Annotated in this window: 20 protein-coding genes; 6 read left to right on the top strand and 14 right to left on the bottom strand. The window is 58.8% G+C overall.

Annotation, left to right across the window (positions count from 1 at the left end; genetic code table 11):
• The first annotated feature begins 93 nt into the window (after positions 1-93).
• Genes N6L24_RS08045 through N6L24_RS08035 form a run of 3 tightly spaced genes read left to right on the top strand, consistent with a single transcriptional unit; the run spans position 94 to position 2,952 of the window.
• Complete coding sequence (locus N6L24_RS08045; protein WP_271844159.1) at positions 94-1,509, top strand: YcjX family protein; 1,416 nt, start codon at positions 94-96, stop codon at positions 1,507-1,509.
• Positions 1,506-1,958, top strand: a complete 453-nt coding sequence (locus N6L24_RS08040) for a GNAT family N-acetyltransferase (protein ID WP_271844158.1) — start codon at positions 1,506-1,508, stop codon at positions 1,956-1,958. The genes N6L24_RS08045 and N6L24_RS08040 overlap by 4 nt, the downstream gene beginning before the upstream one ends.
• On the top strand, positions 1,951-2,952 hold the full coding sequence (locus N6L24_RS08035) for a YcjF family protein (RefSeq protein ID WP_271844157.1): 1,002 nt from the start codon (positions 1,951-1,953) through the stop codon (positions 2,950-2,952). Before N6L24_RS08040 ends, N6L24_RS08035 begins: the two co-directional genes overlap by 8 nt.
• Here the strand turns inward: N6L24_RS08035 and N6L24_RS08030 are convergent.
• The gene (locus N6L24_RS08030) at positions 2,949-3,419 is read right to left on the bottom strand and encodes a group III truncated hemoglobin (RefSeq protein WP_442872588.1); all 471 of its coding nucleotides are present in this window, start codon (positions 3,417-3,419) and stop codon (positions 2,949-2,951) included. The genes N6L24_RS08035 and N6L24_RS08030 overlap by 4 nt on opposite strands.
• 212 nt (positions 3,420-3,631) lie before the next feature.
• Here N6L24_RS08030 and ileS point away from each other — a divergent pair, with 212 nt between their 5' ends.
• The gene (gene ileS, locus N6L24_RS08025; RefSeq protein ID WP_271844156.1) at positions 3,632-6,562 is read left to right on the top strand and encodes an isoleucine--tRNA ligase; all 2,931 of its coding nucleotides are present in this window, start codon (positions 3,632-3,634) and stop codon (positions 6,560-6,562) included.
• A 73-nt stretch (positions 6,563-6,635) separates the two neighbouring features.
• The gene (locus N6L24_RS08020; protein WP_271844155.1) at positions 6,636-7,091 is read left to right on the top strand and encodes a methylated-DNA--[protein]-cysteine S-methyltransferase; all 456 of its coding nucleotides are present in this window, start codon (positions 6,636-6,638) and stop codon (positions 7,089-7,091) included.
• 6 nt (positions 7,092-7,097) lie between these two features.
• Here the strand turns inward: N6L24_RS08020 and N6L24_RS08015 are convergent, their stop codons facing one another.
• The 13 genes from N6L24_RS08015 to N6L24_RS07955 all read right to left on the bottom strand — a co-directional run bounded on the left by N6L24_RS08015 (position 7,098) and on the right by N6L24_RS07955 (position 20,061).
• A complete protein-coding gene (locus N6L24_RS08015; RefSeq protein WP_271844154.1) occupies positions 7,098-7,805 on the bottom strand; it encodes a CDP-alcohol phosphatidyltransferase family protein in 708 nt (235 codons plus the stop codon).
• Between the two features lie 57 nt (positions 7,806-7,862).
• Positions 7,863-9,176, bottom strand: coding sequence for an ATPase (locus N6L24_RS08010; protein WP_271844410.1), 1,314 nt, complete (start codon positions 9,174-9,176; stop codon positions 7,863-7,865).
• 106 nt (positions 9,177-9,282) lie between these two features.
• Positions 9,283-9,777 (bottom strand): prepilin peptidase, encoded by a 495-nt coding sequence (locus N6L24_RS08005; protein ID WP_271844153.1) that lies wholly within the window; start codon positions 9,775-9,777, stop codon positions 9,283-9,285.
• Positions 9,777-10,625, bottom strand: a complete 849-nt coding sequence (locus N6L24_RS08000) for a tetratricopeptide repeat protein (protein WP_271844152.1) — start codon at positions 10,623-10,625, stop codon at positions 9,777-9,779. Before N6L24_RS08000 ends, N6L24_RS08005 begins: the two co-directional genes overlap by 1 nt.
• A 25-nt stretch (positions 10,626-10,650) precedes the next feature.
• On the bottom strand, positions 10,651-11,238 hold the full coding sequence (locus tag N6L24_RS07995) for a tetratricopeptide repeat protein (protein WP_271844151.1): 588 nt from the start codon (positions 11,236-11,238) through the stop codon (positions 10,651-10,653).
• A 5-nt stretch (positions 11,239-11,243) separates the two neighbouring features.
• Positions 11,244-12,218, bottom strand: a complete 975-nt coding sequence (locus N6L24_RS07990) for a type II secretion system F family protein (RefSeq protein ID WP_271844150.1) — start codon at positions 12,216-12,218, stop codon at positions 11,244-11,246.
• Positions 12,219-12,229: 11 nt separating this feature from the next.
• On the bottom strand, positions 12,230-13,198 hold the full coding sequence (locus N6L24_RS07985; protein WP_271844149.1) for a type II secretion system F family protein: 969 nt from the start codon (positions 13,196-13,198) through the stop codon (positions 12,230-12,232).
• Between the two features lie 5 nt (positions 13,199-13,203).
• The gene (locus N6L24_RS07980) at positions 13,204-14,664 is read right to left on the bottom strand and encodes a CpaF family protein (protein ID WP_271844148.1); all 1,461 of its coding nucleotides are present in this window, start codon (positions 14,662-14,664) and stop codon (positions 13,204-13,206) included.
• A 10-nt stretch (positions 14,665-14,674) separates the two neighbouring features.
• Positions 14,675-15,943 carry an AAA family ATPase gene (locus N6L24_RS07975; protein WP_271844147.1) on the bottom strand — a complete coding sequence of 423 codons (1,269 nt, stop codon included), beginning with the start codon at positions 15,941-15,943 and terminating at the stop codon, positions 14,675-14,677.
• A 273-nt stretch (positions 15,944-16,216) separates the two neighbouring features.
• Positions 16,217-16,870 carry an OmpA family protein gene (locus tag N6L24_RS07970; RefSeq protein WP_271844146.1) on the bottom strand — a complete coding sequence of 218 codons (654 nt, stop codon included), beginning with the start codon at positions 16,868-16,870 and terminating at the stop codon, positions 16,217-16,219.
• 12 nt (positions 16,871-16,882) lie between these two features.
• Complete coding sequence (locus N6L24_RS07965) at positions 16,883-18,289, bottom strand: type II and III secretion system protein family protein (protein WP_271844145.1); 1,407 nt, start codon at positions 18,287-18,289, stop codon at positions 16,883-16,885.
• A 188-nt stretch (positions 18,290-18,477) separates the two neighbouring features.
• A complete protein-coding gene (gene cpaB, locus N6L24_RS07960; RefSeq protein ID WP_271844144.1) occupies positions 18,478-19,338 on the bottom strand; it encodes a Flp pilus assembly protein CpaB in 861 nt (286 codons plus the stop codon).
• Positions 19,339-19,848: 510 nt separating this feature from the next.
• Positions 19,849-20,061 carry a hypothetical protein gene (locus tag N6L24_RS07955; protein WP_271844143.1) on the bottom strand — a complete coding sequence of 71 codons (213 nt, stop codon included), beginning with the start codon at positions 20,059-20,061 and terminating at the stop codon, positions 19,849-19,851.
• Positions 20,062-20,441: 380 nt separating this feature from the next.
• Here N6L24_RS07955 and N6L24_RS07950 point away from each other — a divergent pair, with 380 nt between their 5' ends.
• A complete protein-coding gene (locus tag N6L24_RS07950) occupies positions 20,442-21,281 on the top strand; it encodes a lytic transglycosylase domain-containing protein (RefSeq protein WP_271844142.1) in 840 nt (279 codons plus the stop codon).
• The last annotated feature ends 3 nt before the right edge of the window (positions 21,282-21,284 follow it).

The raw sequence follows: 21,284 nt of genomic DNA, 5'->3' as shown, positions 1-21,284 counted from the left end.
CCTATTCGCGGATCAGCGCTATGGAAAACCCCGATCTTGCTGCATATTTGTGAAAAGCAACAAGGCATTCTTTGAAGATGCAGAAGGGCAGCAGTGATCATTACTGATCTGGCAAATGAAGTGTCAAAACGGGTTGAAGCCGTAAGTGACGGGCTAAACGAAGCACTGTTTGAGCCAGTGATCCGCATTGGCGTGACCGGGCTGGCGCGTTCGGGCAAGACGGTGTTTATCACCTCGCTTGTGGCCAATCTGCTGGACCGGGGGCGCATGCCTCAGGTCGCCGCCATCAACGAAGGCCGTGTCTTGTCAGCCTATCTGCAGCCGCAGCCCGATGTCACCGTGCCCCGGTTTGACTATGAAAACCATCACGCGGCCTTACTGGGCCCCAATCCTCATTGGCCGGACAGTACCCGCGCGATCAGCGAGTTGCGCCTGTCGCTCAAGGTGCAGCCGCGCGGGCTGCTGGCGGGGCTTCAGCGTCCGCGCACCGTGCATCTGGACATTGTCGATTATCCCGGTGAATGGCTGCTGGATCTGGGGCTTTTGGACAAAACCTATGCCGCGTGGAGCGCCGAGGTTCTGGCGCGGCTCAGCGAACGCGATGAGGGCGCGGTTTATCTGGCCCGGCTTGAGAATGTTGATGGCTCGGCGGATCTGGATGAGATGCAGGCGCAGCGGCTGGCGCGGCGCTTTACCGAATACCTCAATCGCGCGCGCGATGCGGGGTATTATGATTGCACACCGGGGCGGTTCTTGCTGCCCGGTGATTTGGCCGGCTCTCCGGTTCTGACCTTTGCGCCGCTGCCTGCCGTCGAAGGCGGCAAGCGCCGCTCGCTTTATCGGCAGATGGAGCGCCGGTTTGAAGCCTATAAAGCGCGCGTCGTGAAGCCGTTTTTTCAGGATCATTTCGCGCGCATTGATCGGCAGGTGGTGCTGGTGGATGCGCTGGGGGCCATTCATCGGGGCCCGCAGGCCGTGCGCGACATGCGCAACGCGATGGGCGAGATCCTTGCGGCGTTCCGCCCGGGTCGCAATGCGTTTCTCAACCGCTTGCTCTTGGGTAAACGGGTGGAGCGTATCCTTTTTGCCGCCACCAAGGCAGACCACTTGCACCACAGTCAGCACGGGCGTCTCAGCGCGTTCATGAAGGCGCTCACCCGGGATGCCTATGATCGGGCGCAATTTGCCGGGGCCAAAACCCACGCGATGGCGCTGGCCAGTTTACGCGCCACCGTCGAGGAAAGCATGACCCATGATGGCCGCGCGCTGAATTGTGTGCGCGGCACTTTGCTGGACAGCGGCAAACAGGCGGCCTTTTACCCCGGCGAGTTGCCCGAAGACCCAGCGCAATTGCTGGCCAGTGCCCAGACCGGCGCGACCGAATGGCTGGGCGATGGCTATGAATTCATGAATTTTGCGCCCGCGCAATTGACGCTGAAACCCGGCATGGGGCCGCCGCATGTGCGGCTGGACCGGGCGGTGCAATTTTTGATTGGGGATCGGCTATGACCGTGATCCTACGCCCGGCCATGGCGCACGATAGTATTGCGACCAGCGCGATCATGAATGCGCATTTTCAATCGGTGCGTTGGATGCCCAAGTTCTATGCGCTGCCTGATCTGCGTGGCTTTTGCCGCGAGATGATCGCGCGCAGCTGGGTGTCAGTGGCGGTGCAGAATGGCGAGGTGATCGGCTTTCTGGCGCGGCACAACAACTATGTGCATGCGCTTTATGTGACCCTCGCGGCGCGGGGGCAGGGCGTGGGGCAGGCTTTGCTGGCGCGCGCGCAGGGCGAGGCTACGGCGCTTGATCTTTGGACACATCAGGCCAATTCCGTGGCGCGCCGGTTTTATCAGCGCGCGGGCTTTCACGAGGTTGAAAGCAGCGCGGGCCATCACAATGACGAAGGGCTGCCAGACGTGCGATATTACTGGCAGCGGGGGGCAAAACATGTCTGACACGGGACGAAAAAAACCGGTTCTGATCACGCTGGAGGATGCCGCGCAGCCGGATGTTGCCGCTGCGCCCAGCCCGCCTGAGGACGACCCACTGCCCCCGCAGGGCCAAGCCATGCAACAGATCGCGCAGATCGCCGCCAAACCGCCCTCGCGTCTGGCGCGCTGGTTCTGGGGCTTGCTTGCGGCGCTGCTGACCACGGTGATTTCGCTGATGGCATGGCAATTTGCCACGGATCTTTTGGCGCGCTATCCGCTGCTTGGCATGGGCGTGAGCGCGCTGCTTGCCGCCTTTGTGCTGGTGTCCCTGCTGATCGCCGCCAAAGAAATGATCGCTTTTGGCCGCCTGCGCCGTGTGGATGCGCTGCAGCGCGCGGCGGATCAGGCGTTGGCCGACGACTCGGTTGAGGGCGCGCGCCGCGTGGCCCGCGATTTGGCCGCGCTTTACAAAGGGCGCGAAGAGATGCGCTGGGGCGCGGACCGCATGGCAGAGCGGCTTGATGACAGTTTTGACGCAATTGCGGTGCTGGCCGCGGCGGAGCAGGAATTGTTGGCCCCGCTTGACGCCGCCGCCAAACGCGAGGTCGAGGCCGCCGCGCGCCAAGTCGCCACGGTGACAGCGTTGGTGCCGCTGGCGCTGGCGGATGTGGCGGCGGCGCTGGTTGCAAATCTGCGCATGATCCGCCGCATTGCCGAGATTTATTCTGGCCGGTCCGGCACTTTGGGCAGCTGGCGGCTGACCCGCGCGGTGATGGCGCATTTGGTGGCCACCGGCGCGGTGGCCGTGGGGGATGATCTGATCGGCTCTTTGGCCGGGGGGTCCTTGCTGGGCAAGGTTAGCCGCCGCTTTGGCGAGGGGCTGGTCAATGGCGCGCTGACCGCACGGGTGGGTGTGGCCGCAATGGAGGTTTGTCGCCCGATGGCTTTCTCAGCAGAGCAACGCCCCTCGGTCAGCCGATTGGTGAAACGCGCGCTGACCGGGCTATTTGGCAGTTAACGCAGAATGGGCGGCGCGTCTTTGGGCGCGCGCACCTGTTCCAGCCCGACGCGCAGGCCACGGCCAATGCGATGGGCCAAGGCGGAAAACGCCTTTGCAGCATCGGGCGAGAGCTGGGCGCTTAAGACCTCATCAAACAAAGCAAGCCATGGGGTGAAGTGGCGCGGCATCACGTCGGGCGTGCTCATATGCACCCGCATCGGGTTGCCAGCATAGCCGCCTTCTTTCAGGATCGCACTGCGCCAAAACTGCGCGATCTTGGCTTCGTGCGCTGGCCAGTCACCTTCGGCAATATGCGCCGCAAAGATTGGCCCCAATTCGGGGTGGCGGCGGATGCGGGCATAAAACACGCTGACAATCCGGTCGACTTCTGCGGGCGTGATCTCAAACAGTTGCATGGGGTGCGGCATTGGGGTGGCTTTCGATCTGTACTGCGTCACATTGGCCCGCTTTGTGTGCGCTGCCAAGGTGCCATCCGGTCGCGGGCGGGCGGCAAAGTTGCGCCTTTACGCTCTGCATTTGCAGGCTTATAACGCCGCCATGACCTGTGTAATGGCGATCATCATTCGAATTACATGCCCGGCGCTCTGATCATAGCGAGCCGCCGGGAAAAGGCGTATGGGATACCACGCCGCCCCTTCATATTTCTCTGAAACAAGACATCCGAAGGACGCCCGAAATGTGCGCCGACACCCCTGAATACAAAGATACGCTGAACCTGCCGAAAACCGATTTCCCGATGCGCGCAGGCCTGCCCAAACGCGAGCCAGGCTGGCTGGAGCGTTGGGAAAAGATCGGCGTCTATGATCGCCTGCGTGAAAAAGAGGGCCGCCCGCCTTTCACGCTGCATGACGGCCCGCCCTATGCCAATGGTCATCTGCACATCGGCCACGCGCTGAACAAAACCATCAAAGACATGATCGTGCGCTCGCATCAGATGATGGGGTTTGATGCGCGCTATGTGCCGGGCTGGGATTGCCACGGCCTGCCGATCGAATGGAAGATCGAAGAGCAATACCGCCAGAAGGGTAAGAACAAAGACGACGTCGATGTGGTTGAATTCCGCCAGGAATGCCGCGCCTTTGCCGACCAATGGGTCAATGTGCAGCGCGAAGAATTCAAGCGCCTTGGCATCACCGGCAATTGGGAAAATCCCTATCTGACGATGGATTACCACGCCGAAACGGTGATCGCCGAGGAATTCATGAAATTCCTGATGAGCGGCACGCTCTATCAAGGCTCCAAGCCGGTGATGTGGTCGCCGGTCGAAAAGACCGCGCTGGCAGAGGCCGAGATCGAATATCACGATCACCAGAGCCACACGATTTGGGTGCCGTTTGAGTTTGATACGATCGTTGCGCCAGCAAAAAAAGGCAAGGAAGCTGTCGATCCACTATTGATGACTGCCCGAGTTGTAATCTGGACCACCACTCCTTGGACCATCCCATCCAACAAAGCTGTCGCATACGGAAATAAGATTGCATACGGTCTTTATCGCGTGGATGCGACGGAAGAAGAAAGCTGGACCAAGCCCGGTGATCTCTACATCTTCGCAGACACTCTTGCCGCAGATGCGTTGGGCAAGTCTCGAGTCACCGAGTTCACTCGTGTTCGCGACGTTGCTGCTTCCGAATTTGAAGGTGCTGTCCTAAAACACCCATTCAATGGCCTCGAGGGTGCCGACGGCTTCTGGGATTACGACGTGCCAATGATCGATGGCGATCATGTCACTGATGATGCCGGCACCGGCTTTGTGCACACTGCGCCAAGCCACGGTGCGGACGACTATGAATGTTTTGTCGCGCGCAACTGGATTGATCGCATGACCCACAATGTGGGGGAGGAATCCGAGTTCCTGCCACATGTGCCGTTCTTTGCCGGGCTTCAGGTCTTTGATCGCAAAGGCAAAGAAGGCAAAGCCAATAATGCTGTGATCGCCAAGCTGGTTGAGGCCGGCGGCATCATTGCCCGTGGCCGCGTTAAGCACAGCTATCCGCATTCCTGGCGCTCCAAAGCGCCGATCATCTTCCGCAACACGCCGCAGTGGTTCGCTTCGGTCGACAAAGCGGTGGGTGATGGTCAGGACGAACTGGGCACAACCATCCGCACCCGTGCGCTGACCGCGATTGACCAGCAGGTCAAATGGTGGCCACAGACCGGGCGCAATCGCCTCTTTTCCATGATCGAGACGCGCCCAGATTGGGTGCTGTCACGCCAGCGCGCCTGGGGTGTGCCGCTGACTTGCTTTACCAAGAAGGGCGCGTTGCCGACCGATCCGGACTTCTTGTTGCGTGATGAAACGTTGAATGCGCGTATCTCTGCCGCGTTTGAGGCCGATGGCGCGGATGTCTGGTACACCGAGGGGTTCAAGGAAAAGATGCTCGATGGCATCGCCAATCCGGAGGAGTATGATCAGGTCTATGACGTGCTTGATGTGTGGTTTGACTCCGGGTCCACCCACGCCTTTGTGCTGCGCGACCGCGACGACGGCACCGAAGACGGCATTGCCGATGTCTATATGGAAGGCACCGATCAACACCGGGGCTGGTTCCATTCTTCGCTGTTGCAATCGGTCGGCACCACGGGCCGCGCGCCGTACCGCAATGTGATCACCCACGGGATGACGCTCGACGAAAAAGGGCTGAAAATGTCCAAATCGATCGGCAATACCATCGTGCCAGAGAAGGTCGTTCAGCAATATGGCGCGGATATTCTGCGTCTCTGGGTGGCCCAAACCGACTATATGATCGATCAGCGTATCGGGCCGGAAATCCTGAAAGGGGTGGCCGACAGCTATCGCCGCCTGCGCAACACTATGCGCTATATGCTGGGCGCGCTGGGCAACTTTGACGCTGCCGAGCGGGTTGAGCCTGCGGATATGCCCGAGCTTGAGCGCTGGGTGCTGCACCGTTTGGCGGAAATCGATCACAAGGTGAAATCCGGCTACAAATCCTTTGATTTCCAAGGGGTGTTCAGCACGGTCTTTAACTTTGCCACTGTGGATCTCTCGGCCTTCTATTTCGACATCCGCAAAGATGCGCTCTATTGCGATGGCGACACTTTGCGTCGCCGCGCCGCGCGCACTGTGATGGATCTGCTGTTTGAACGCATCACCACCTGGCTGGCCCCGATCTTGGTCTTCACCATGGAAGAGGTCTGGCTGGAGCGGTTCCCGGGCGATCAATCCTCGGTGCATCTGGTGGATATGCCAGACACACCTGCCGATTGGCTGGACGAACCGCTGGCCGCCAAATGGGCCAAAGTGCGCCGGGCGCGCCGGGTTGTCACCGCCGCGCTGGAAGTGCAGCGAACCGACAAGGTGATTGGCGCCTCGCTTGAGGCCGCACCGATTGTGCATGTGCGTGACGCAGACATGCTGGAGGCGCTGAAATCGGTGGCCTTTGATGACATCTGCATCACCTCGGGCATGATGCTGACCCCCGATCCGATCCCGGCAGAGGCCTTCCGCCTGCCGGAAGTCGAAGGCGTGGGCGTCGAGTTTGAGAAGGCCGACGGCGAGAAATGCCAGCGCTGCTGGAAAATCCTGCCGGACGTTGGCAAGCACAGCCATGCGGGCACCTGCAGCCGCTGTGATGAGGCGCTGAGCTAAAGTTAGAAAAGCCGCTGGAGTTTCCGGCGGCTTTTTTCTTGTGATTGTCCCTTGGCCGCGGCAGAGTTTCCCCATGCCCGCGATTTCATTTCACAGCCCGGTTGGCCCACTGAGCCTGCAGGAAGACAATGGCGCGATTGTGCGGCTGGATTGGACGGCGTTTGAGGATCAGCCGACTGATCTGTTGCGGCGCGCCCGCGATCAGCTGGGGGCGTATTTTGCCGGCGCGCTGACAGAGTTTGATCTGCCCTTGGCGGTGTCTGGCTCTGATTTTCAGCAGGCGGTCTGCGCCGAGATGCTTAAGATCCCGCTGGGTGAGACCCGCACCTATGGCGATATCGCCAAGGCGCTTGGCTGCGCTGCGCAGCCGGTGGGGCGGGCCTGCGGCGGCAATCCGATTCCGATCATCATTCCCTGTCATCGGGTGATGGGGGCCGGGGGTAAGCTGACCGGGTTTTCAGGGCAGGGCGGTGTGGAAACCAAAGTGGCGCTGCTGCGCCATGAACGCGCAGCCGGGCTGCTGATTTAAGCGCGCTTAACTGCGTTCTGGCAGCAGTTGCTGCACGATGCCGACCAAAAGCAGATAGACCGAGGTTGTGACCAGCCCCCAATGCGCCCAGCTGTCCGGGTGGAAATCCACCCAGGCCGCCCAGCCTGCAAAGAATGTCCAGGCCAGTGCCATGGGCAGGGTGACGCTGCGCCAGCGCGCGGTGCGCACCGGATGCACAAAGCGCAAGGGCACAAACATCGCCACGGCCAGCGTGCTGACCAGTGCAAGGCTGACCCAGAAGTTTGGCTCAACCGCAAAGATCACGATCACCACCATATTCCAGCAGCCGGGAAAGCCGGAAAAGGAGTTATCCTTTGTTTTCATGCGTGTGTCGGCAAAATACATGGCCGAAGCAAAAGTGATAATGATGATTGCAAACCAGCCGGTCCAGCCGCTCATGAGGCCCGATTGAAACAGGGCAAAGGCCGGGATGAACACATAGGTCAGATAGTCGATGATCAGATCCAGCAGCACGCCATCGAATTCGGCTGCATGGGCTTTGACGTCATAGCGGCGCGCCAGAGGCCCGTCGATGCCATCGACCGCAAAAGCCACCACCAGCCAAAGGAACATCAGGCTCCATTTTTCCTGCACTGCCGCCAGCATCGCCAGCATGGCAAATACCGCACCCGTGGCCGTCAAGAGGTGGACGCTGAGCGCCTTGAAACGCGGAGTGAGCAAAGGTTGGGTCATGGGGGTGACATGGCGCAAATTGCGCCGTGTTGCAACGCATCCCCCGCCCGGCGGGCCTTATTTTACAATATGTTCCTCTTTCACAAACATATTGGCCCAGGCGCGGTCGATCAGCTCGGGTGACATCTGATGTGGGATGCCCTCAAAATTGCAGATCGAAATCATCTGGTCGATCAGGAACACTGGCTGATAGTTGGCATAGACATTGTCAATGCTGGGGTATTTGCGTTTCAGCAGATGCACCAGCGTCGCCTCATCCAGCGGCATACCGCGCTGTTTGGCGACCAGCGCAAAGATTTTTAGGAAGTTCTCCTGATCCGGGCCGTCGATCTTGATCTTGAAAAAGATCCGGCGCAGCGCAGCCTGGTCAAAAATCTCGTTCGGGTGGAAGTTGGTGGAAAAGATCACCAGCGTGTCAAACGGGGTTTCGAATTTTTCGCCCGATTGCAGCGCCAGAATATCACGGCCTTCTTCCAGCGGCACAATCCAGCGGTTGACCAGCGCCTGAGGGGATTCTTGTTGGCGACCAAGGTCATCAACGATGAAAATACCGCCGGCAGCTTTCAATTGCAGTGGTGCCTGATAGGTGCGCGCGGTGGGGTTATACACTAGGTCCAGCATGTCCAGCGTCAGCTCGCCCCCAGTCACCACCGTAGGGCGGTCGCAGCGCACATAACGGCGGTCAAAACCGCGCCGCCGGCGCAGGCTGTTGGGGTCATCCACTTCGGCCTCAGCCTTGGAATGCACGATGGGGTCATAGACGGTGATCACCTGACCGGCGTATTCGATGGCGCGGGGCACATAGACCTTGTCGCCCATCGCCTTGCGAATGCCATTAGAGATTGACGATTTCCCGTTGCCGGGCGGCCCATACATCAGGATGGAGCGTCCGGCGGAAACCGCGGGGCCAAGGTGATCCAGCAGGCTGTCTGGCAGGATCAGATGGCCCATGGCGTCGGTCAATTGCGTGCGGGTGATTTGAATATCGCGGATCGACTGGCGTTTGATCTGCTGGTCATAGACATGCAGCGGCACGGGCATCGCACCGAAATATTCCGATTGCGCCAGCGCATCCAGCGCCCGCGCCTTGCCGGCGTCGGTCAGCTGATAGCCCATTTCATTGCCGCTGTTGGCGTTCAGCGTGCCGGTGGCTTCCAGCAGCCGCTGTTCGCGCGCCATGTCAATCAGCTCTTGCGTGACCTGTGTCGGCAGGCAGATCGCCTCGGCCACATCTGACACCATGTCGACATTTTTGCGGAACATGGTTTTCAGCAGGATATCCCGCATCATGACCAGCGGCAGCTGCATGTCCTCAAGCGTTTTGGGCGCAGGGGGCGCGGTGACGCGGGTTTCCGGGGTTTGAAGCGGCATGTTCATGGCAAGACCTTCAGCTAAACGCGGTATTGCCCGTTAGTTTGCAAGAGAAGATGGCGGTTTTGCGGCAGCGATCGGAAGATGCCGCGACATATGCGTCGCCTTACTGGCCCTGCATGACCCCAAGCGCCAGATAGATCAGCAAGGTCCCACCAAGGGCCAGCCCCATGGGGAAGTCTTTCTTGCGCTGCCAGCTTTCCCAGTCCGGCACGAGGCGGCGCAGGGCGGAATGTTTCGCTGCGCGGTGCGTGACCCAGGCCGCCAGCAGCGTGGCGGCAAAGATAAACGCCAGGCGCGATAGGTCCGCGGCGGGCACAAAGGGCGCGGCCGCAGCGGCGAATTTGGCATCGCCTGCGCCGATCAGCCGGGCGGCATTCAGCGCAATGCCAATCACCAGAACAACGGCAAGGTGAAGATACCGCCAGAGATAGCTGTCAAAGGGCAGGGCGATCAGCCCGATCACGGCAAATACCGCAAAAAGCGCCACAACCGAATGGTTGGGGATTTTCATGGCGCGCATATCGCTCCAGGCGACATAGAGGCAAATCGGGGCGACAAAGGGCAGGAACCACAGGGCTGCCGAGGCAGAAAGCGACATCAGGCGTTTTCCAAGGCCCGCAGGCTGCGCACCGCCAATTCAAAATGCTGCGGATGGGTGTCAATCGCCTCGCGCAGCAACGCTTTGCCGATTTCCACATCGCCTTGTTTGATCGCCGACAGCGCCAGCGTGTGCAACAGCTGCGCCTTTTCGGTCTGCTCCATCGGCACAACAGGCAGCGAATAGTTACGCTGCGCCCCGCGCGCCAGAACAAGGTTGTTTTTGGCGGTAAAGAGGCTGCTGTCCTGCGTGATGGCATCGACGAACAGGCGCTCGGCCTCGGAGAAATCGCCGCGCGTCAGCTTGGAATAACCCCAGTTGTTCAAAACCCCGGACGGCTTGGTCGTCAGCCCCACGGCGATTTCATAAAAGCTGTCGGCCTTTTTCCAGTCTTGCGCAGAATCCGCCACCATGGCCTCAAGCCGGTAGCGTTTGAAGGTCTCATGCGTGGGCGGCACGCCATCAAGCGTGGCGTCGGCCTCTTTCCAATTGCCCGACCGGATCAGCGCATCTGCCAGATCCACACGATCATCATTGGTCGCTTCGGGATGTTTGGTGACTTTGCGCCAGGCGACCACAGCCTCTTCGTGCCGTTTGGCGCGGATCAACGAGACGGCCAGCCCGCGCTGCAAATCAATGCGATCAGGCTTTTCCGATAGGGTGCGGGTGAAATAGGCCACCGATTCATTGGGATCGGCAATGGTCAGCATGATGTCTGACAGGTTTGCCTCGTCAATGGCATTCACGCTTTCCAGCGCGCGGTCAACGTCTGAATCCCCTGCTTTCTGACAGCCCGCAACCGTCAGCGCGGCAGTCAGAGTGAGACTCACAAGAAGGGTGTGGCGCATTTTCTGCGTCCTTTGCTGCTCTTGCCTATGGGGTGCGCCTGAGCACGTAGTCGTTGCTGCCGCGGCGTACCAATTTGAAGTCTTCTTTTTGTTGCGCCCCATCATAAGCAGGATTTTCCAATTTTGCGAGCGCCAAGCGCAAATTGTCGCGAATTGCGTCACTTTCGCCATTGTCCAGTGCATAGGCTTTCTTGAGGATCTGCGCGGCCTCCGCGGTTTTGCCCCGCTCCATCAGCACAACGCCCAGATTGTTCCAGGTTTCCGGCAGGCTTTCATCCGCCTTAAGCGCGTCGCGCAGCACCTCTTCGGCCTGCCCCAAACGCCCAAGTTGCAGGTTGGCAGTGCCAATCCCTGCGAGGATTTCCGGGGTCAGCCCCTGATCCACCGCAGCGCGGGTATAGGCGCGCATCGCCAGTTCATATTCGCCCGCATCCATCAGCCGATGGCCGACAAGCACCGGGTCCACCGCCGCGCCGCGCGGGTCGACCGCCGGGGCAAAGGGGCTGTCTTTGCTTGCGCCAGATACACCGAGGCCGCCCTGCGAACAGGCGGCCAAGGAAAGGGTCAGAATTGTCAGCGCTGTACTTAGCGCCCTGCGATTATGTGTTGTCACCGGACCTACTGGGCAGAAATCTGCGTAATGTTCATCACAGACGGCGACACCAGGATCAGCAAGAGCGGCGGCACCGTCAGCATCATTGTGGCAAGGGTCATCTTGGTTGGCAACTTGTTTGCCGCTTCTTCGGCGCGCATCACACGTTTGTCACGCATTTCCGCCGAATAGACCCGCAGCGCATCGGCAATGGGTGTCCCGAAAGAGGCCGATTGGTTCATCACGGTCACGAAGCTTGATACATCGGTTACGCCGCAGCGTTCGCCCATGTCGGTCAGCACCGTGGATTTGTCTTTACCGGCTTTCATTTCATTGGCGACAATTTCGTATTCATCGGCGAGCGACGGATAGCTGGCGCGCAGCTCGGCGGCGACGCGAATGATGGACTGATCCAGCGACTGCCCGGCCTCAACGCAGACCAGCATCATATCAAGGCTGTCCGGAAAGCCATTGATGATTTCTTCTTTGCGGGTCTCCACACGGCGGGTGATCCAGTATTTTGGAAGGAAATAACCCGCCGCACCGGGGCCGAGCACCCATTGCACCATTTGCGTGGGGGTGGGGTTTTCAGGGTTCAGCACCAGCGTGAAATAGGCCACACCCAGCACCAGCCCGGTGATGCCCAAAGCAAATTGCGCCAGATAAAACGCCCGCACCGCATCGCGCGACTGATAGCCCGCCTGCAACAGCTTTAGCTGCATGGAGGACAGTTCTTCGGCGTCCTGCGGCTCTAGGAAGGATTTGTATTTTTCCAGCTGTTCGTTGGCATTGGCGCGGCGCAGCTTTTCTTTCTTGCTGCTGGTGGCGCTGGGGCGGCTTTCGGTTTTGTTCAGCTTTGAGAGGGGGTCATTCTTGTCGCGCAGCATCATCATGATTGCGCCGACAATGATCAAAAGACCCAATCCGCCCACCAGGATGATCGGCCCAAAGGGACCAAGCGCGCCCGTCATTGTGTTTGTCATCGTTTCAAGAAAGGACATCTGAACGCTCCTTAGACTTTGATATTCGTGAGAATGCGCATCACGATCAGGTTGGCGGCGAGGAAAAGACCGACTGCGATACAGCCCATGATGAACCAGGGGTGATCGGCCACTTCGTCATAATAATTGGGATCGGACAGGTTGATGAAGATCAGCGCCGCGACCGGGAAGCCCGACAGGAACTTGCCGGACCACTTGGCCTCGGCCGTGATGGCTTTGACCCGGCGGAAAAGGCGGAAGCGGGCGCGGATCACTTTGGACAGGCCGGCCAAGATCTCGGCCAGGTTGCCGCCTGACTGCTGCTGGATGGTCACGGCGACCGCCAGAAAGCGCAGATCCTGCATGTCGAGCCGTTCGGCCAGTTCTTTCAGCGATTCACTGATGTCGCGACCATAGGCATTTTCATCGGCGATAATGCCAAATTCGGTGGCCAATGGATCCGGTGTTTCCTTGGCAACAATTTGAATGGCCGAAGAAAACGGATGCCCAACGCGCAGGCTACGCACCATCAGTTCAATGGCGTCCGGCAGTTGCTCTTCGATCATCGCAACCCGTTTGCCCGCTTTCATGCTGACCCAGGCATAGACCCCGCCGACGCCAGAGGCGACCGCCAGCAAGGCATTGGTCGCCGGGCCGGATTGGGTGCCGATGGTGAGACCCATGAAGGCCACAGCAGACAGCGCAGCCATGATCAGAATCAGCTGTTTGGGCGAAAAGGCGATCGCGGCTTTCTGTGCCTTGGCGGCCAGAAGCGAATAGAGCGGGATCGAGCGTGATTTGGCGTGCTGCACCATTTCTTTGCGCAGCTGCTCTAGCACATCCTGACGGGCGGTGCCGCGCTCCAGCATTTCAAGTCGGCGGCTCACCTTGTTGTTCAGGCTGATGGATTTGCCGAAAACGGTCAGATAGGCCCCTTCGACAAGGACAACAACGCCAACGAAAATCAGGCCGTAGATCAGGAGTTCTGGGCTTATGGGCATCGGTTTTATCCTGCTGTCGGTTCATAGATATGCGCGGGCAGATCATAGCCCCACATGCGGAAACGTTCTGAGTAGTGGCTGCGCACACCCGTGGCGGTGAAATGGCCAATGATCTTGTTTTCCGGCGTCAGGCCAGTGCGCTGAAAGCGAAAGACTTCCTGCATGGAAATCACATCGCCTTCCATGCCGGTAATCTCGGTGATGGATGTCATGCGGCGCGAGCCGTCTTGTAGGCGGCTGGCCTGCACGATCAGGTTGACCGCCGAAGAAATCTGGCTGCGCACCGCTTTCAGCGGCATTTCGATCCCGGCCATCGCAATCATGTTTTCCAGTCGCGACACGCCATCGCGGGCAGAGTTGGCGTGGATTGTGGTCATGGAGCCATCGTGGCCGGTGTTCATCGCCTGCAGCATGTCGATCACTTCTTCGCCGCGGGTCTCGCCCACGATGATGCGATCTGGCCGCATCCGAAGGGCGTTTTTCAGACAGTCGCGCGGGGAAACCTCGCCTTTGCCCTCGACGTTCGGCGGGCGGCTTTCCATACGACCCACATGAGTCTGTTGCAGTTGCAATTCGGCGGTATCTTCGATGGTCAAAATGCGTTCGCTGTCGTCGATGAAAGACGAAAGCGCATTGAGCGTGGTGGTTTTACCAGAGCCCGTCCCGCCCGAGACGATCACGTTCAGCCGGGTGGCCACGGCGGCCTGCAAATACGCGGCCATTTCTTCGGAGAAGGCCCCAAAGTTGACAAGGTCATCAATGCCCAGCTTGTCTTTTTTGAACTTACGAATGGACACCAGCGAGCCGTCGACCGCAATCGGTGGCACCATGGCGTTGAAACGGGAGCCATCGGCCAGACGCGCATCCACATAGGGGTTGGATTCATCCACACGGCGGCCCACAGCCGAGACAATCTTGTCGATGATCCGCAACAGGTGCTTTTCATCTTTGAAAGTGATGTCCGTCAGTTCCAGCTTACCGGAGCGTTCCACAAAGATCTGCTGCGGCCCGTTCACCAGAATATCGTTGACGCTGTCATCTTGCAGCAGGGTTTCAAGCGGGCCCAAGCCTTTGACTTCGTTGTATAGTTCGGAAAACAGCTGATCCCGTTCCTGCCGGTTGAGCACGATGGCGCGGTCCTGCAGCACTTCGGTTGAGATCGCGTTGATCTCAGCGCGCAGATCGTTTTCTGACGCCTTTTCCAGCGCCGCCAGATTGAGGTTGTCCAATAGCTCGCGGTGCAGATCGAGTTTGATTTCTGACAGGCGCTCTTTGCGTTTGCGGTCCTTGTCGTTGGCAGCGGCCTGTGCATGCGCCGCCGGCAGCGGCTTGCGCAGAGTGACACGTTCCACAGGGGCCATTTCCGGCGCTTTTTGCGGGGCGGCAGCAGGCGCTGGCGCGGCCTTTGCTTTGGCTGCGGCTGGGACCGGTTTGGCTTTGGTGTCTTTTTTGTATCTGCTAAACATCTTCGTGTCCTCAAGCCGCTTTGCTGTTGTCGTCGGTCAGCTCAAATAGAGATTGGGCCAGTTTTGCGATTTCTTTGCGCAGCGGGTTTTTCCCGGCGAGTTCGGCCAAAGGCTGGCCCTGGTCGCTGCTTTGCATGATTTGTTTGCCGCCATCGGGCAGTTGCACCTCGATCGAGATACCCAGGCTTTCCGCCAGCCGTTTGACCCGCGCCTTGCCGGACAGATCGGTGAATTTCGGCGCGCGGTTCAGCACGTAGCGCAGTTTTTCAAATGGCAGGTCTTCGGCCTGCAGGGCGCGTTTCATGCGCATGGCGTTCTGAGCCGAGCGCATGTCCATTTCCAACAGTGCAAAATACACGTGCGAGCGGTTCAGAACCGCCTCGGTCCATTGCACAACCGTTGTCGGCATATCGACAATCACATAGTCGAAATTCTGCGCCGCCATTTCCAGGATACGGTCGATATCTTCGCTGGTGATCAGATCCAGCGGCAGGATCTCTGCCGGTGCGGTCAAGACGCTGACCCGATCTTCAAAGGATTGCAGCGCCTGATAAAAGCTTTCGCGGTCCATGCTTTCGGTGTCGGTCAAAAGCTCAAACACCGCGTCGCGGCGCTGCAGGTCCAAGAAGGTGGAGACCGAGCCGAATTGCAGATCAAAGTCGATCAAGCAGACCGAAGGCGATTTGTCTTTGGCGACGGTGGCCAACTCGTAGGCGAGATTGACGGCAAGGGTGGTGGAGCCGGTGCCGCCTGCAAGACCGTGGGTCGCCAAAATGGCCCCCAGATTATCCCCTGTTGGCTGCGGGACTGTCGCGGGCTGCGCCGCTGCGGGGGCTGCCGCTTCGGCGGTGGGGGCTGTCATCGGCGGGGGCGCATGGCGCAGGGTTTCCACCACTTCGAGCAATTCGCCGGAAGGCGGCGGATAAGGGATAAACTCATCGGCACCCATGCGCAGCAATTGGTGCAACAGCGAGGGCGTGACATCTTCGGCGATCAAAAGCGTTTTGATGCCTTTTTCCTTGGCTGCAATGACCACTTTCTTGAGGATCTCTGGGTCGTCCTCGTCCAGGTCGTCAATCGCCAGCGCGATGAATTCGAGGGCTTCCGCCTCGGGCTGATTGAAAAACTGCAATGCGTCTTCGAAACCGAGATCGCCCCATTGCTCGCCCATGACTTCTTCCATGTCGACGATCAAAAGGTCAAAATTCTGCACATCCCGGCAGACAGTACACGCCAGGATCGCGTTTGGGTCGGTTTCGAATGTTTTACTACTCGTCATTGCCATCATCCTTAGACGTCACCCTGCCTTGCCTTGTTTCAGCAGTCTTCTGGGCGGTGCCCGACTCAATGGGCACAAACATCCTGTAGGAAAGTTTTTGACGGCCAAGTTGGGCAAGATTTGGGCTAAAAAACCGTAATTGTGCGGTATCGTGCGACTTTTCGCGGGCATTTGCCCGGTTATTTCTAATCCGAGAACAATTAACCCAAGGGAAACGGCCAAAAAAATGGCCCGCCGAGGGGGCGGGCCGCGGCAATACGGAAACCGGATTGCTTATTCGCTGGAGTTGACCGAGGGCACAGCCCCCGTCGGAATCGGCACTGCGCTGGCGATATATTCGCGATAGATCACCGCGGCGTATTTGCCATCCAGCAAGCTTGGGTGCCCCTGCACGAAACCGCTGACTTCGGTCACTGTGCGGCGGTTGCGACGCTCGCGCCCCTGGGTGACGACAAGCGGCTGTGTTTCGCCAAAGGAAACAACCGCCTCAAGTCGGCTGCGGCTGATACCCAGCGTGCTGAGGTAAGACACCACAGCCTGAGCCCGGCGCAGGCCGAGGCGTTTGTTGTAGGTTTGCGACCCAACCAGATCGGTATGGCCATAAACGCGGAAGCGCACTTCGGGGAACTGGCGGATCCAATCCGCCTGCTGACGCAGGATGGCCCGTGCATTGGCGTCCAGCTGCGAAGAATTGAAGGCGAATGTCACCATGCTTGGCACTTCGTCGGCAAAGCGATTGGCCAGATCAACGGTATATTTGATGGTGCCGTTCTGAACGCCGACATTATGCGTCGTCGCCGCGCCAAAGGTGCCATGTGCATCCACCACGGCCCCGGATTCCTGAAAGAACGAGGGGAAGGTGGCATTGGTGTTGGCGCAGGCCGTCAGTGTCAGGGCGGCGGCGGAGGTCAGAAGAAACTGTTTCATGCGCATCACCCCTTAATCCAGCACATAGCCGTAAGAGCCGCCGAAGTCCTGCTTGGCGACCTCGCCCGCGGCGCCGCGCATACGGCGGTTGGGGCCATCAGACACACGGCCATAAAGGAAAAGATCCTTTTCTGACGGGGGTTTGATACGATCCGTCGGTAGGGCAATGGCGTCGCCACGTGTGGGTGTCACCAGATGTGCCGTCACCACGATCACCAGTTCGGACTGGCTGCGCTGATACTCAGCGCTGCGGAAGAGCGCGCCCAGAATGGGCACGTCGCCGAGCCATGGAAGCTGGCTGTTGGTGTCCTGAAAATCGTCCTTCAGCAGCCCGGCAATGGCAAAGCTTTCGCCATCCCGCAGCTCAACTGTGGTGGAGGCTTTGCGGGTTGTCAGCGCGCTGATGGTGATCGAGCCATTGGTAAAGCCGTTGGCGGCATCGAGCGCGGAGACTTCGGAATTCAGTTCCAGATTGATCAGCTCGCCATCGACCACGCGCGGCACGAACTGCAGGCTGACACCAAAGGGTTTGAATTCGACCGAAATGGTGCCGTCATCCTGTGGCACCGGGATCGGATATTCGCCGCCCGCGTGGAATGTCGCCTGTTGCCCCGAAAGGGCGGTCAGGTTTGGTTCGGCCAGGGTGCGCACCATGCCGCGGCTTTCCAGCGCCTCCAGCAAAATGCCAAGCTGCACAGAGCCGACCCCAAATTCAAAGGCAATCGCGCCATTGGCATCGCCGCGCGGCGTAATCGTCCCGCCACCCAAGCTATTTTCTCCGACCAGCCAGGTGCCGGTCTCTGCGTTCACATTGCTGCCGCCAATCGCCAGCGACGAGCTGAGCGATTTGGAAACCGTGCGCTCCATCTCGGCAAAACGGACTTTCAGCATGACCTGTTGCACGCCGCCGACGCTCATCAGGTTTGACACACGTTCCGGCGCATAGCGTTCGGCCAGTTCGATGGCGCGTTGCAGTTTTTGCGCGCTGGACACCGTGCCAGAAAGCACGATGCCGTCATTGGCGGTGCGCACTTCGATCTTTTCATTCGGCAGGATCTGCGTCAGCCGCTCTTTGAACTCAGAGATATCCGCCGCGACACGGACGTTCACATTGGTGATCAGACGCCCGGTGGCGTCCAGCAATGTCAGCGTGGTGGTGCCGGGGGATTTGCCGAGCACATAAATGGTGCGATCGGACAAGGTGGAAATATCGGCAATCGCCGGATTGGCGATGCTGAGCTCTGCAAAGGGGGTGTCGCTTTCGACCACCACGGCGCGGTTCATTGGCACAGCTAGCAAGGAGCCGGTGCCATTGCGTACCACGCGCAGGGTTTCCGCACTTAGCTGGCTTGCCGCCATGGGTGCAAGCGCGACGGTCATCCCTAAGAGAACCGCCTTAATAAGTCTTCGATATGTCATGACCTGCCTCTCCGATCACGCCTCAGGTGCGGATCTGATGTCCGCTTTGCCAATACCCTGCGGCAATTCGCATTTTTTTGCAAGAATCAATGGCTTCTGGTGCAAAATGCATGTGGGTCAGGGGCAACACTGCCGCACAAGCAAACAGCGCCCCTGTCCGGGGCGCTGCGCTAAGGTCTTGATTATGCTCAGTTAGAGCAGGGGATCGCGATTTCGACCACTTCTGCGCCACGGCGTGTGCGGATGGTGCAGACCTTGGGTTTTTCCTGAATTTCGACCACTTTTTTCTCGGCCCGCTCGATGCCGAGCAGCTTCATCTGATCAACTTCGACGGTTTCGGCCACAGTGTCATCCAGGGCCCCAACCAGCGAGAGCGAGAGTTTGCCAGAGTTCTGCGCCTGCGCCAGCGCGGCGACTTGCTCAGGTTTCACGGCCACCGTTACGGTACGCGCGATAGAACCTTCGACACTGTCGGTATCCACGGTCTGGTCGATCGCAATTAGATCAACGCCCGCCTGGATCAGCTTGGTAAAGCTGCGGTTGCCCTCTTCCGCTCCGTCGGCGGTGCCGGTCCAATAGACGTCCACGCGGTCGCCCGGACGCAAGAAGCCAGAGACGCCGCTGGCCACATCCACACGGATGGCAAAGGCACGGGTGCCTTTTTGCAGGCGGGTGGTCAGGCCGGCGTCTTCGCCGGGTTTGGTGATTTTGATCGCCATGATCGGCTCACCCGGCTCCATCGGGCGGGTGACAAGACGCGGCTCGGCGTTGTCATTGGGAAAGAGGTCGTCTTTTTCCAGAAACACGCCTTTAGGCATGGAATTGTCGGGCCATTTGATCTTGAGGACATGTTTTTCCTCAAGCTTCTCGCCGAATTTCAGCGAGGCATTGGCCACATAAATATCGGTGGTTTTGATCGCCGGCTGCTTGGTCTGCCGCTCTTTGGCAAGGGCGGTCTGATAGCTTTCGACGTAATTCTGCGCCATGTGGACAGCAAAGCCTGCGAGGCCAAGGCCGACCAGTAGGACAAGAGCAAACATTGCACGCATGGTGATATCCTCAAGAGTTTACAAGACTTTTTGTTTCTGACCCAAAGTCGTCGAAAACTGTGGCAATACTAAGTTGGTGACTAGGCAACTTTGCGCATTAGGCGGCTACGTACGTAAGCGGTGCCTAGATACTGGGCGCACTAACTGCCGTTCGCTTCAGGAATTTCCCGAGCTGGGTCTTGCTGCTGGATGACGGTTGCTGCATCGCTTGTGAGTTCTGCAGTCTCGGTTTGAACTGAACCCATAACCGCAAGGACCAGGGTGATTGTCCCGGCTGAAAGAACAACCCAGTCAACAGTGACCGCGCCAGACTCCCGGTCAATAAATCGCATTAGGAACGTTTTCATGTTTTTTGCTCCAACGTTGTGAGGTCAGATTATCAGTTAATAAATCTGCCTCGCGCGACATCGACGGCTTTGTTCTTTCATCACAAATGACACAAAAAAGGCGCGCCCTGATTTCAGAAGCGCGCCCTTAAGGATTCTGTGAACCAAACCGCTGCGGCTTAGGTTATTGCGCGGTGGCTGCAGTTGACAGAGCTGTGTCAACCACTGCTTCGCCGTTTACTGATGTCGCGATTTCACCAGCCAACTGCGCTGTTTGAGTTTGAATGCTGGAATAAGCTGCGACTGCCAGGCCAACAACGGCTGCGGTCAGAACAACCCAGTCAACAGTTACTGCGCCGTCTTCGTCTTTGCGGAAGTTTTTGATAAATTTCATCATGGTAGGTCCCTCCATAGGATCTCAAGTTTGTTCAGTTTCGACCGTGTCGGGTCCGTTGTGGCCGTCTCTCTCTTTGGCCTGTTCCCGACTTGGTATGAGCATATATAGCCCTGAGATTGGGGCACGATTTGGGCACGAATGGTGCGATTTTAGGGGGCGTTAACTTTTGAGGAAATTAGTGGTTAAGATGCTGATTTTATAGGAAAATATATTTCAACTTTTTCTTAATAATCTTAAATTTTTGCGCGAAAATAGCAAAACCTACCCTTTTGAATAGGGTGTTTTGCCGCCTGAATCCCGCTTTTGAGGGCGTTTTTCTGGTTCTGCGCGGCATTTGCTGACATCATAAGGCTGAGCAGAGCGTATAAAGCCGGTGAGGCATGGGCATCTTTAGAACAATCCTGATTCTGGCGGGGCTGATGGTCGCTGCCGCTGCGCAGGCCGAAGGGCCCGCGCCTTTTCCTGATTTTGACGCCAAGCGCATCAAGCCGCCGACCGCGGGCAGCAGCAAACGTATCACCGTGCAGATCGAAGAGCGCGCCAATCCTGCGGTGCCGCCTGTTGGCGTTCCCGGCGCGGTCGCGCAGCCAACTGAGGAAAGCGCGGCCGCGCCAGAGGGCGCGGTTTCTTTATATGATTGGTTCTGGGATGCGGTGGCCCCCGCAACAGAGGCGATTGGGCCGGGGCGTCTGGATGATGCCATGCGCGCCATTCAGTCCGATGCCGGGCGCGGCGCGTTGCAGCCGCCACGATTGCAGGCGATGCAGGATCTCGCCCGCAGCTATGGAACGGATTTATTGATCGGCAGCGTCGGCACCGAAGTCTCGCCCGCGCTGGCGCTGGCTGTGCTTTATGTGGAATCGGGTGGCAATGCCGCTGCGGTCAGCCCGGCGGGCGCGCAGGGCGTTATGCAGCTGATGCCTGCCACGGCAATCCGCTTTGGGGTGATGGATGCCTTTGATGCGCGCGACAATATCAAAGGCGGCATCGCCTTTCTTGATAGTCTGATGCGCCGCTATAATGGCGATCCGATCCTGACCCTGGCCGCCTATAACGCGGGGGAGGGCGCGGTGGCGACGCACACCGGCGTGCCGCCTTTTGCCGAAACGCGCAATTATGTGCCCCGGGTGCTGTCGGCCTATGGGGTGGCGCGCGGGCTGTGTATTACGCCGCCGCTGTTGGCCAGCGATGGCTGCGTGTTTGCGGGCCTCAACCACTGAGCC

Source organism: Cognatishimia sp. SS12 (assembly GCF_028369055.1).
Lineage (GTDB): Bacteria > Pseudomonadota > Alphaproteobacteria > Rhodobacterales > Rhodobacteraceae > Cognatishimia.
This window is presented reverse-complemented; position numbering and strand designations above follow the sequence as displayed.